This is a genomic window from Edwardsiella anguillarum ET080813, assembly GCF_000264765.2.
Classification (GTDB): domain Bacteria; phylum Pseudomonadota; class Gammaproteobacteria; order Enterobacterales; family Enterobacteriaceae; genus Edwardsiella; species Edwardsiella anguillarum.
In genome coordinates this window covers 1,061,455-1,072,837 of sequence record NZ_CP006664.1, presented here as the reverse complement: position 1 = coordinate 1,072,837, position 11,383 = coordinate 1,061,455, and the positions used below count along the sequence as shown (strand labels likewise).

Here is an 11,383-nt window from a genome sequence, read left to right as displayed (position 1 = left end):
GCATATGGCATATCGACACTTATGACGATGCGCTACTGCGCCGCGGGGGCGTCCGCCACCGACTCACGCAGACGCATTTCGCCGTGAAAGGGCGGCAGGGCGTCGACGGGGTCGCCGCGGCTCAGGCGCAGGGCCTGTTGAATCGCGGCGGCGATCATGGCGTCTATGGGCAGGTAGACCGTGGAGAGCGCCGGCATCAGGTAGGCGGCGATGGGCTGGTCGTCAAAGCCGAACAGGGAGACCTCCTGCGGGACGCGCAGTCCGGCCTGACGTAGGGCGCGCAGGGCGCCGATGGCCATATCATCGTTGCAGCAGAACAGGGCGCTGAACGGCGCGTCGCGCTGCTCCAGCAGCCGCAGGCAGGCGTGGTATCCGCCCTCCACGCTGTTATCGCCGTGGGCGACGCGTTGGGCGGGCGCGCAGAGCCCATGGGCCTGCAGCGCGTCGCGGTAGCCCTGCAGGCGCGCCTGTCCGGTCGGGGTGTCGATGGTCAGGGTGATACAGGCGATGCGGCGATGGCCGCGCCCGATCAGATACTCTACCGCCTGACGCGCCGCCGCGCGCTGTTCAAAGAAGATACAGCGCTGCGCCGCCTGGGGCAGCGCACGGTTGATTACCACCAGTGAGGGGTACTGAGATACCAGCTTCATCAGATCGGCTTCGGCCATAAAGCGGGTGTACAGTACGATGGCGTCGCAGCGCCTGTCGCTGAGCATCTGCACCGCCTGGCGTTCGCCGTCGGGCGTATCGTGGCCGTCGGTCACGATCAGCTGTTTGCCGCTGGCTTCGACCTGCGCGGCGGCCTGGCGTAGCAGGCGGCCAAAGTAGGGGCCGTCAAAGTGGGAGATCACCAGCCCCAGGGTGTTGGAGGTCTGGTTGGCCAGCGCCTGGGCCAGCAGGTTGGGGCGGTAGCCCAGCTCCTCCATCGCGCGGAATACGGCGCTACGGGTGCTTTGCCTGACCTGCCCGGTGGCGTTGAGCACGCGGGATACCGTCGCTTTGGATACGCCTGCGCGGCGTGCGACGTCCAGCATGGTGATCATAGTTCCCTCTCTCCCTTGGCTGACGGCGATGACGTGCAGCAGTGTATCACAGCGCTCGCAGGGGAGAGACGGAATGGCGGCATACCAGCGTGGGACTGAACACGTTGGTGGTTTCCGGCGGCGTTTTCCCCGCGGCCAGCGCCAGCGCCAGCTCCGCCGCCTGAGTCGCCATGGCCACTACCGGATAGCGGATGGTGGTCAGACGCGGGCGCAGGTAGCGTGAGATCAGCACGTCGTCAAAGCCGATCAGGGAGACCGCGCCCGGCACCTCAATGCCGTTGTCATTCAGCACCGATAGCGCGCCGGCGGCCATGGGATCGTTATAGCAGGTGACCGCGCTGAATTTACGCCCGTGCCCCAGCAGTTCGGTCATCGCCTGCTCGCCGCCGAGCTCATCGGGCGAGGCATGGACGATCAGCCGTTCATCGATCGGCAGATCGTGCTGGCGCATGGCCTCCAGATACCCCTGCAGGCGGTCGTGGGCGTCGGAGATCGCATGGTTGGAACAGATGCAGGCGATGCGGCGGTGCCCCTGCTGGATCAGATGACGCGTCGCCAGCCAGCCGCCGTGGCGGTCGTCCAGCGCCACACAGCGCAGCTCATAGCCAGGTAGCGTTCGGTTGATCAGCACCATGCCGGGGATCTGCTGCATCAGCGCCGCCAGCTCATCGTCGGGGATCATTTTGGCGTGGACCACCAGCGCCGCGCAGCGGTGGCGGATCAGCTGTTCGATGGCCTGCCGCTCCTTGTGCTGTTCATGGTATCCATTGCCGATCAGCAGAAAGTTGCCGGTGGCATAGGCCACCTGCTCGACCGCCTTGACCATGGCACCAAAGAACGGGTCGGAGACATCGCAGACCACCAGCCCCAGGGTCTCCGTCGACTGCTGAGCCAGCGCCCGCGCGTTGGCGTTGGGGTGATAGCGCAGCTGCGCCATGGCGGCGTGCACCGCTGCGCGCGAGACTTCGCTGGCCTTGGGAGAGTTATTGATAACCCGGGAGACGGTGGCTACCGATACGCCGGCAAGCCTGGCAACATCTTTGATCGTAGCCATATTCTTGTATGTCCAACTGCAAACCGTAAACGTTTACACCAGTGTTGCGGAAAAGCGCCGCGCCTGCAAGCCGGGGATGGGCGTTTGGGCCCCTAATATGTGCGAAAAACAACAAAGTACACCGCTGGTTACATTTTGCAGTCGAATGTTGCCATTCGGGACTTCATGGAGAGCGGGGATGCCCCGTATGCTGAATGTCCCAGAGGTATTGATTGGTGAGAGTTCAGTTTTCAGTTGCTGAAGCCAACAAAATTACACCGACCTACGCGGATGCGTAGGTTTTTTTTTGCCTCATTTTCTCCCTGATTACACTCTGTTTCATTTTGAATGGTTAGCTTGCGAATTATTCATGGCGGCGTCGGCCATTATTTTCCTACACTGATTGTCCCAGAGGTATTGATTGGTGATGTTCTGGTTTTCCCGCCGGAAAGCCGACCAACGCTTACACCGACCTACGCAGATGCGTAGGTTTTTTTTTTGCCCGCCGCGCCCGTCCGTGCCGGGGCGCAGATATTCCCGCCTGCGCAGTTTGCGGCGCTTCTGGCATGGGGTAGTATGCTAGCCGCGCTATCCTGTCGCACATAGGGAGATGTCCATGCTGTACCGATTCATCGGCGCGCTGCTGAAAACGCTGTTCCGTCTTCGTTTGACCGGCTTCGATCAGCGCTTCGATCACCCGAAGCTGTTAATCGTTCCCAACCACGTCTCCTTCTTGGATGGCGTTCTGCTGACGCTGTATCTGCCGGTCCGGCCGGTGTTTGCCGTCTACAGTTCGATAGCCGATAGCTGGCTGATGCGCCTAGTCGGGCGCTTTGTCGATATCGTCGCCCTGGATCCGCGCAAGCCGATGGCGATCAAGCGCTTGATTCGCCTGGTTGAGCAGGGAAGGCCGGTGGTGATCTTTCCTGAGGGACGTATCACCGTGACCGGTTCGCTGATGAAGGTCTATGACGGCGCGGCGTTTGTGGCGGCCCGCTCCGGCGCAGCCCTGCTGCCGGTGCGCATCGAGGGCGCTGAGTTCAGCCATTTTGGCCGTCTGAAGGGGCTGTTCCGCCTGCGCCTGCTGCCGCCGCTCTCCCTTCATCTGCTGCCGGTGACGCATCTGGCGATGCCGCAGGCCGCGCGGGCGCGCGAGCGGCGCCTGCTGGCCGGTGAACGCCTGCGCGACATTATGATGCGCGCGCGTCTGGACGCACAGCCGATGACCACGCTGTTTGCCGCCTATCTGGCGGCGATGCGGCGCTATGGGGCGGGCAGCCGGGCTATCGACGACATTAACCTGCGTGAGGACAGCTACCGCGGGCTGTTGAAAAAGAGCCTCGCCGTCAGCCGGATCCTGCAGCGCTTTACCCGCGAGGATGAGCACGTCGGTATGCTGCTGCCCAACGCCACCGTCACGGCGGCGGCAATCCTGGGGGCGACGCTGCGCAATCGGGTACCGGCGATGCTGAACTACACCGCCGGCGCTGCCGGGCTGCGCAACGCCCTGCTGGCCGCCGGGATCGAGACCGTGGTCACCTCGCGGCAATTTTTGCAGAAGGCGCATCTGGAGCAGCTACCGCAGCAGGTGGACGGCGCACGCTGGATCTATCTGGAGGATCTGCGGGATACGCTAGGGTGGCGGGATAAGCTCTGGGTGTTGTGGCGCCTGTGGCGTCCAGCGGGTGCGATGCTGCCGCGCCAGCCTGACGATGCGGCGCTGATCCTGTTTACCTCCGGTTCAGAGGGCGCACCCAAAGGGGTGGTACACACTCACCGTAGCCTGTTGGCCAACGTGGAGCAGATCCGCTGCGTAGCGGACTTTACTCCGCGCGATCGCTTTATGTCGGCGCTGCCGCTGTTTCACGCCTTCGGGCTGACGGTGGGGCTGCTGACGCCGCTGCTGTGCGGTAGCTGGGTCTTTCTGTACCCCAGCCCGCTGCACTACCGCATGGTGCCGGAGATGGTGTATGACCGGAACTGCACCGTGCTGTTCGCTACATCGACGTTCCTGGGGCACTACGCGCGCTTCGCTCATCCCTATGACTTTGCCCGTCTGCGCTATGTGGTTGCCGGCGCAGAGAAGCTAGCGCCGGAGACGGCCCGGCTGTGGTTTGAGAAGTTTGGCATCCGTATTCTGGAGGGATACGGGGTGACCGAGTGTGCGCCGGTGGTGGCGATCAATGTGCCGATGGCGACCCGCACCGGCAGCGTCGGCCGTATTCTACCGGGAATGGAGGCGCGGCTGATCCCGGTGGCGGGGATCGCGCAGGGCGGCTGCCTGCAGCTGCGTGGCTCCAATATTATGAAAGGTTACCTGCGGGTCGAGGCGCCGGGGGTTCTGGTGCCGCCTGCGGCGGCGAACGCACAGGGTGAGATGGCGGCGGGCTGGTACGATACCGGTGATATTGTGACGCTGGACGCACAGGGCTACTGTACGATTATTGGACGTCTCAAGCGGTTTGCCAAACTGGCCGGCGAAATGGTATCGCTGGAGCGGGTTGAACTGCTGGCGCGCACAGCGTCGCCGCAGGGCGAGCATGCCGCCAGCGCGCGAAGCGATCGGCTCAAGGGGGAGGCGCTGGTGCTGTTTACCACCGATGCCGAACTGGGACGGGAGCAGCTGCTGGCGGCGGCTCGCGCCAGCGGCGCCCCTGAGCTGGCGGTGGCGCGGGATATTCGCTACCTGAAGGCCCTGCCGCTGTTGGGCAGCGGCAAGGTGGATTTTGTGACGCTACGCCGTATGGCGGAGTCTGAGGATAGCGTGGATGGATGAGACACAGCGCGCCGCCGTCGGCGGGAGCGGACGGGGAATGCGAGCGGTTGTTGTGGCGCAGTTTTTCTCTGCGTTTGGCGACAATGCCCTGCTGTTTGTGACGCTGGCGCTGCTGAAGGGGCTGCATTTCCCGCAGTGGAGTCAGCCGGCGCTGCAGATGGCTTTTGTCGCGGCCTATATCGCGTTTGCCCCCTTTGTCGGACACCTGGCCGACGGCTTTGCCAAAGGGCGGGTGATGATGGGGGCTAACGCCCTCAAGCTGCTGGGGGCGCTGCTGATCTGCCTCGGGGTGAACCCCTTTGTCGGCTATACCCTGGTCGGGATTGGCGCGGCGGCCTACTCTCCGGCCAAGTATGGGATCCTGGGCGAACTGACGGACGGCGGTCGCCTGGTGAAGGCCAACGGCGTCCTGGAGGCGTCGACGATCGCGGCGATCCTCGCGGGGTCGGTCGCCGGCGGCATGTTGGCCGACTGGCACGTCAGCGCGGCGCTGGCTATCTGCGCGCTGATCTATGGCGCGGCGCTGATCGCCAACCTGTATATTCCGCGCCTCGCGCCGGCGCGCCGGATTGAGGCGTGCCGGCCGGGCGCGATGCTGGCGGAGTTTAGCGCGGCCTGTCGCACCCTGTGGCGTCATCCGCAGGCCCGCTTTTCGCTGGTGGGAACCAGCCTCTTCTGGGGCGCCGGGGTGACCCTGCGCTTTCTGTTGGTGCTGTGGGTGCCGACGGTGCTCGGCATCGCGGATAACACCACCCCGACGCTGCTGAACGCCATGGTGGCCATCGGCATCGTGATCGGCGCGGCGGCGGCGGGGCGGCTGGTCACCCTGAGCACGGCGCAGCGCTGCATGCCCGCGGGGATCCTGATCGGCCTGCTGGTGCTGCTGTTCTCCCTGCAGCACAGCCTGGCGCTCTCCTACCCGCTGCTGCTGCTGGTCGGGGTGTGCGGCGGCTTTTTCGTGGTTCCGCTCAACGCGCTGCTGCAGCAGCGCGGGCGTGAAAGCGTCGGCGCCGGCCACGCTATCGCGGTGCAGAATCTGGGAGAGAATGGGGCCATGCTGCTGATGCTGGCGTGCTATTCCGCCGCGATTCGCTGCGGGGTGCCGGTGGTGGCGACCGGCGCGGGTTTTGGCCTGCTGTTTGCCCTGGCGATCGTCGCGGTCTGGCGCTGGGGGCGGCGCTGAGGCGCCGCCTGTCATTCCGCCTTCACCGGAGTGTCACCTAACCGACATTATCTCTCCTTATACTTCGTGCCAACTCATTCATTAGTTGATCGATTTTCCTCTTGGACACGGAGTCTTATCATGGCAAGCCATCCCCCTTTTTCCCTTTCTCTGCTGATGCTTTCTCTTAGCTTGGCCCTGCCGCTGCAGGCCGCGCCCTCCGCGCCGAGCGCAGAGCAGGTGCTTACCGAACGCGCCGCGCGCGGCGATATCACCCAGCGGGGAGGCGCCCGCCGCCTGCTCGGCGATCAGACCGCGGCGCTGCAGGCGTCGCTGAGCGCCCGTCCGGCCAAGAACGTGATCTTACTGATCGGTGATGGCATGGGCGATGCGGAGATCACCGCCGCCCGTAATTATGCGGCCGGCGCGGGCGGAATGCTGCGCGGCATCGATGCCCTGCCGCTGACCGGGCAGTACACGCACTATTCGCTGGATCGCCAAACCCACCGACCGAACTATGTCACCGACTCGGCGGCCTCGGCGACCGCCTGGAGCAGCGGGGTAAAGACCTATAACGGCGCCTTGGGCATCGATGTGACGGGTAAGCCGCATCCGACGCTACTGGAGCTGGCGCGCGCGGCGGGCAAGGCCACCGGAAACGTCTCGACCGCAGAGCTGCAGGACGCCACGCCAGCGGCGATGTTCGCCCACGTCAGTGGGCGCAAATGCTATGGCCCGCAGCAGACCCTGGAGAAATGCCCGGAGAATGCGCTGGATAACGGCGGCGCCGGATCGATCACCGAGCAGATGCTGAAGGCGCGTGCCGATGTGACGCTGGGCGGCGGGGCGAAGACCTTTACGCAGACGGTGAGCTCGGGGGCGTTTAAGGGAAAAAACCTGCGCCAGCAGGCGCAGGCGCAGGGCTACCACATCGTCAGCAATCTGGATGAGATGAACGCTGTCACGGAGGCGGACGATCGGCGTCCTTTGCTGGGCCTGTTCGCCGAGGGCAACATGCCGGTGCGCTGGCTGGGGCCCAAGGCCACGCGACATGGCAACCGTCAGGCGCCGGTGACCTGCCAGCCGAATCCGCAGCGCAGCGACAGCCAGCCGAGCCTGGCGCAGATGACCGATAAGGCCATCTCGCTGCTGAGCAAGAATCCCAACGGCTTTTTCCTGCAGGTTGAGGGGGCGTCGATCGATAAGCAGGATCACGCCGCCAATCCGTGCGGTCAGTTTGGCGAGACGGTCGATCTGGACGAGGCGGTGCAGAAGGCGCTGGCGTTTGCCCGCCGCGATGGCAACACCCTGGTGGTGGTCACGGCCGACCACGCCCACACCAGCCAGATCATCCCCAACGATGCCAAGGCGCCGGGGCTGACGCAGACGCTGATCACCCAGGATGGGGTACCGATGACCATCAGCTACGGCACCGCCGAGGAGGCGGATAGCCAGGAGCATACCGGCTCTCAGCTGCGCATCGCCGCCTACGGTCCCCACGGGGCCAACGTGGTCGGCCTGACGGATCAGACCGATCTGTTCTTTACCCTGCGCGATGCGCTGGGACTGAAGAGCGCCCCTTAAGCCGTGACCGAGATCGGCGGCCCGGGGGCTATTGCCAGCCGGGCCGTTTTTTTTATCCCGGATCACGGATAAAAGTATCAGTGAACTATTTATTATTCTTATGGTATGTTTTATGTGCATTTATTTACACCTCTAATTAAATATGTTCATAAAACATCCTGTTTCGCCCGGTGCGGACGACGACACCGATGCTGAGCCGGGTGAACATCTACGCTTTTATCAGCTGTGCGGCGTCATGGCGGCGGCCAGCAGCGCCCTGCTGACGCTAATGATGGTGCTGATGTTCCCCGGTGATTTTAAAGAGCGCACCTATATGCTGGCCGGGGTCTATCTGGGGCCGGTGACCCTGTTGCTGCTGCTGGGGATGCTGCGTTTTCCGCGCACCTGCGCCTGGGCGCTGCTGATTGGGTTTAATGCGCTGCTGCTGTATCTGTTTTTACGGGGAACCGCCTTTAATCTGGCGATCAGCTTCCTGTTCGTCCTGTTTTTCCTGTTTGGTGCGATCGCGACGACGCAGCGCCAACGTCAGGCGCGCGGTGCGGTGCGGCCGCTGTGGCTGGCACGGCGCGGCTGGCGGCCGGTGCTGGTATTGATGCTGCTGGCGCTGCTGCTAAGCTGCTTCAGCAGCGGTTTTGCCCTGCGCTGGCTGGAGAAAAAGCGGGAGAATCCACTGCTGTGGATCGAGTATCGCCGCCAGATGCTGGGACGCTATCAGCACCTGACGATTGCCGAAACGCCGAATGCCCCGGGGATTTGGCTGCGGCGGGTGCGCCTGGAGGGACGCACGCTGGTGTTTGTCTATCGCGTGCGTCTGGAGGGAGAGGGGGCCAGCGAGGCATCTCTGCGCCGTCACGCCCTGACCGACTTCCTCCAACACTGCCACGAGCGCGGCGTGCGTCAGTTCGGCATGAAGGTGATGTATGTCTACCGGGTGCATCAGGAGGAGCGTATTCTGATGCTGAATCGCAGGGACTGCGTGGAGTGAGTCGTACGGGCGGGGAATCGCTGGGATAAGCAGAGGGGGCGTTTACGCCCCCTCTGTCGTTGGCGCCGCGTGGCTTATTCGCCGTCGCTGGCCTTTTTGCTACGGACCAGATTGAGGCTTTCCACCGCCATGGAGAAGAACATGGCGAAGTAGATGTAGCCTTTGGGGACGTGTACCGCAAAGCTTTCCAGGATCAGGGTGAAGCCCACCAGGATCAGGAAGGCCAGCGCCAGCATCTTGACCGACGGATGGCGGGCGACAAACTCGCCGATCGGTCGGGCGGCGAACATCATCACGCCCACGGCGATGATCACCGCCGCCATCATGATGAACAGGTGATCGGACAGGCCAATGGCGGTGATCACGGAGTCCAGGCTAAAGATGATATCCAGCATCATGATTTGCACGATGGCCCCCATAAAAGAGTGCACGTGGGTCGCATGATTATCGTTGCTGCCCTCGATGGTCTCGTGCACCTCTTTACTGGCCTTATAGATCAGGAACAGTCCGCCGAGCAGCAGGATCAGATCGCGGGCGGAGACCGCGTGGCCCAATAGGTTGAACAGCGGATGCACCAGGTGGGCTACCCAGGCGATCGAGGCCAGCAGGCACAGGCGCATCCCCATGGCGGCCAGCAGGCCGATGCGGCGCGCTTTGTTTTGCTGTTTCTTGGGCAGCTTAGCCACTACCAGGGAGAGGAAGATGATGTTATCGATGCCCAAAACGATTTCCAGAATCGTTAAGGTCCCCAGCGCCAGCCAGGCGTTAGGATCGGCAATCCACGCAAACATAGAGATAAATACCTAAACAAATCATAAACGGGAATTATACACCGAGAGTGTCCCGCTGCGCAGCGCCCGCGGGGCGTAAAACAGAATTTACAGCAGAAAGTGGCGGGCCAGCAGCGCCGCCGTGAAGTTCTTTTTCAGATAGAAGCCGCGCGGCAGGGTCATTATCGGCTCGCCGCGCTGGCCGATGCCTTCGGTCAGAGCCCGGCTGTTGGCCGCCTTGGGGCGCAGCTGCAGTACCTCGCCGTGGCGGGCGGTGATCGACTCAACCCGCCCCAGTACGATCAGATCCATCAGCTCTTCCCAATCTCGCCGCAGCGCCAGCTCCTCCTGTGCAGAGGGGGTCCACAGCAGCGGGGCGCCGACCCGGCGCTCCGCCAGCGGGATCTGGCGCTCCCCCTCCACCGGGATCCACAGTACGCACTGCAGCTTGTGGCGCAGATGGCAGTGTTCCCAGGTCAACCCGGTATTTCCCGTCAGCGGAGCCACGCAGACAAAGGTAGTCTCCAGGGGCCGTCCCTGGGCATCGATAGGGATGCTCTTCAGTTCGACGCCCAGCGCAGGGAAGTCCTGCTGCGCCTTACTGCCCGAGCAGGCGCCGAGGCAGCGCTCCAGCAGCAGGCCGACCCAGCCCTTATCGCGTCGCAGATCGCGCGGTAGGGTCAGGCCGGCCAGCGCGGCCAGCTCGGTATAGGTATATCCGGCCAGACGCAGGGCGCGCTGCAGCAGCGCCTGACGATCCGCCGGCGGCGAGTGAGGGGGAAACGGTTCGTTTATCATCTGGTCAAAAAATGTACGCTCATTTAGGGCTTATCAACAGCTCGGGCGGCAGCGGCGCAGGCTATAAATAATATTATGATTCATAATGAAATTTTTTATAACGCGCTCCCCACACCGGGCCGGGATCTGCTATTGTGCACCACTAGCCACTGACAATGAACAGGATCTTACACCTATTTATCCACAGATATTTTGGATAACCCGTTTTATCGGCGGGCACTGGTTTGATTTACAGCCTTGACGGACGCTGTTTTTTGCGAAATTGCTGCCGCAGTGTGCAAGTTTTGCGGATATGTTGTGGATAAAATCGGCGTTGCGCGATCTTTAGACAGCGCGGGATCCTAAGCGTGCATGGATCACATTTTTATCGTGTGCACAGTGTGGAATTGTTGATTAATTAATTGAAAGATATTGAAATGTTTTTTGGTGGTACAGGGTGGTTGTCGCGGTGGTGATAAGTTTTACCCCTCTTTCCAGACAGTTCTACACAAATATATCCACAGAAAAAGTGAATAAAAGCCGCCTCGCCATCGGGTGTGTGTTTATAACTTTGCATTTATCTGTGAGTTATCCCGAAATCATGCGGCGCCCGCGCGAGAAATCCCGACGTTGAGCCAATGGTTTACCGCTTGGTGCGAGTGTGAAACAATCATGTCATCTTGCGATTTTGCTATTGAGGTAGTCTGGTGATCGATGATGATGGCTACCGCCCGAACGTAGGTATTGTAATCTGTAACCGGCAGGGGCAGGTGCTGTGGGCACGCCGCTATGGGCAAAACTCCTGGCAGTTCCCGCAGGGCGGGATCAACGCCGGGGAGACCGCCGAGCAGGCGATGTACCGCGAACTGTTTGAAGAGGTGGGGCTGGGACGTAAGGATGTGAAAATTCTGGCTTCTACCCGCAACTGGTTACGCTATAAATTACCTAAACGTTTGGTGCGTTGGGATACCAAGCCGGTGTGTATCGGCCAAAAGCAGCGCTGGTTTTTACTGCAGCTGCAGTGCAGTGAGGCGGAGATCAATATGCAGCGCAGTAATACGCCGGAGTTTGATGGCTGGCGCTGGGTCAGCTATTGGTATCCGGTGCGTCAGGTAGTGTCGTTTAAGCGCGATGTTTACCGCCGGGTGATGAAGGAGTTCTCATCCGTTGTCATGTCATTGCAGGAGAGCGTAGCCCAGGGGGGGCGTTCGTCTCCCGGCTATCGCCGTAAAAGAGGTTAAGTGGCAGTAATC

9 protein-coding genes are annotated in these 11,383 nt (G+C 62.1%); 5 read left to right on the top strand and 4 right to left on the bottom strand.

Annotated features, from left to right (window positions below; all coding sequences use genetic code 11):
- Window positions 1-32: 32 nt before the first annotated feature.
- Both ETEE_RS04915 and galR read right to left on the bottom strand, forming a co-directional pair.
- Window positions 33-1,043: a LacI family DNA-binding transcriptional regulator gene (locus ETEE_RS04915; RefSeq protein ID WP_034164654.1), complete on the bottom strand. Its 1,011-nt coding sequence runs from the start codon at window positions 1,041-1,043 to the stop codon at window positions 33-35.
- Between the two features lie 46 nt (window positions 1,044-1,089).
- Entirely contained in the window at window positions 1,090-2,097 is a 1,008-nt protein-coding gene (galR, locus tag ETEE_RS04910; RefSeq protein WP_034164653.1) for an HTH-type transcriptional regulator GalR, read from the bottom strand.
- 595 nt (window positions 2,098-2,692) lie between these two features.
- On the opposite strand from galR, the gene aas reads away from it, so the two are divergent.
- The 4 genes from aas to ETEE_RS04890 all read left to right on the top strand — a co-directional run bounded on the left by aas (window position 2,693) and on the right by ETEE_RS04890 (window position 8,583).
- Window positions 2,693-4,852, top strand: a complete 2,160-nt coding sequence (aas, locus tag ETEE_RS04905; RefSeq protein ID WP_034164652.1) for a bifunctional acyl-ACP--phospholipid O-acyltransferase/long-chain-fatty-acid--ACP ligase — start codon at window positions 2,693-2,695, stop codon at window positions 4,850-4,852.
- A complete protein-coding gene (gene lplT, locus ETEE_RS04900; RefSeq protein WP_034164651.1) occupies window positions 4,845-6,035 on the top strand; it encodes a lysophospholipid transporter LplT in 1,191 nt (396 codons plus the stop codon). Before aas ends, lplT begins: the two co-directional genes overlap by 8 nt.
- Before the next feature lie 120 nt (window positions 6,036-6,155).
- Complete coding sequence (gene phoA, locus ETEE_RS04895; protein WP_034164650.1) at window positions 6,156-7,598, top strand: alkaline phosphatase; 1,443 nt, start codon at window positions 6,156-6,158, stop codon at window positions 7,596-7,598.
- Window positions 7,599-7,740: 142 nt separating this feature from the next.
- The gene (locus ETEE_RS04890; RefSeq protein ID WP_034164649.1) at window positions 7,741-8,583 is read left to right on the top strand and encodes a hypothetical protein; all 843 of its coding nucleotides are present in this window, start codon (window positions 7,741-7,743) and stop codon (window positions 8,581-8,583) included.
- A 74-nt stretch (window positions 8,584-8,657) separates the two neighbouring features.
- On the opposite strand, the gene ETEE_RS04885 is transcribed toward ETEE_RS04890, so the two are convergent.
- Window positions 8,658-9,374 (bottom strand): TerC family protein, encoded by a 717-nt coding sequence (locus tag ETEE_RS04885; RefSeq protein ID WP_034164648.1) that lies wholly within the window; start codon window positions 9,372-9,374, stop codon window positions 8,658-8,660.
- Window positions 9,375-9,461: 87 nt separating this feature from the next.
- Complete coding sequence (mutH, locus tag ETEE_RS04880) at window positions 9,462-10,151, bottom strand: DNA mismatch repair endonuclease MutH (protein ID WP_034164646.1); 690 nt, start codon at window positions 10,149-10,151, stop codon at window positions 9,462-9,464.
- 686 nt (window positions 10,152-10,837) lie between these two features.
- On the opposite strand from mutH, the gene rppH reads away from it, so the two are divergent.
- Window positions 10,838-11,371 carry an RNA pyrophosphohydrolase gene (gene rppH, locus ETEE_RS04875; protein WP_034164645.1) on the top strand — a complete coding sequence of 178 codons (534 nt, stop codon included), beginning with the start codon at window positions 10,838-10,840 and terminating at the stop codon, window positions 11,369-11,371.
- Window positions 11,372-11,383 lie beyond the last annotated feature (12 nt).

Excerpts from the sequence above, each read along its gene's own strand:
- ETEE_RS04890 (WP_034164649.1), top strand. The coding sequence starts at position 7,741 with ATGTTCATAAAACATCCTGTTTCGCCCGGTGCGGACGACGACACCGAT.
- ETEE_RS04915 (WP_034164654.1), bottom strand. The coding sequence starts at position 1,043 with ATGATCACCATGCTGGACGTCGCACGCCGCGCAGGCGTATCCAAAGCG.
- phoA (WP_034164650.1), top strand. The coding sequence starts at position 6,156 with ATGGCAAGCCATCCCCCTTTTTCCCTTTCTCTGCTGATGCTTTCTCTT.
- galR (WP_034164653.1), bottom strand. The coding sequence starts at position 2,097 with ATGGCTACGATCAAAGATGTTGCCAGGCTTGCCGGCGTATCGGTAGCC.
- aas (WP_034164652.1), top strand. The coding sequence starts at position 2,693 with ATGCTGTACCGATTCATCGGCGCGCTGCTGAAAACGCTGTTCCGTCTT.
- mutH (WP_034164646.1), bottom strand. The coding sequence starts at position 10,151 with ATGATAAACGAACCGTTTCCCCCTCACTCGCCGCCGGCGGATCGTCAG.
- lplT (WP_034164651.1), top strand. The coding sequence starts at position 4,845 with ATGGATGAGACACAGCGCGCCGCCGTCGGCGGGAGCGGACGGGGAATG.
- ETEE_RS04885 (WP_034164648.1), bottom strand. The coding sequence starts at position 9,374 with ATGTTTGCGTGGATTGCCGATCCTAACGCCTGGCTGGCGCTGGGGACC.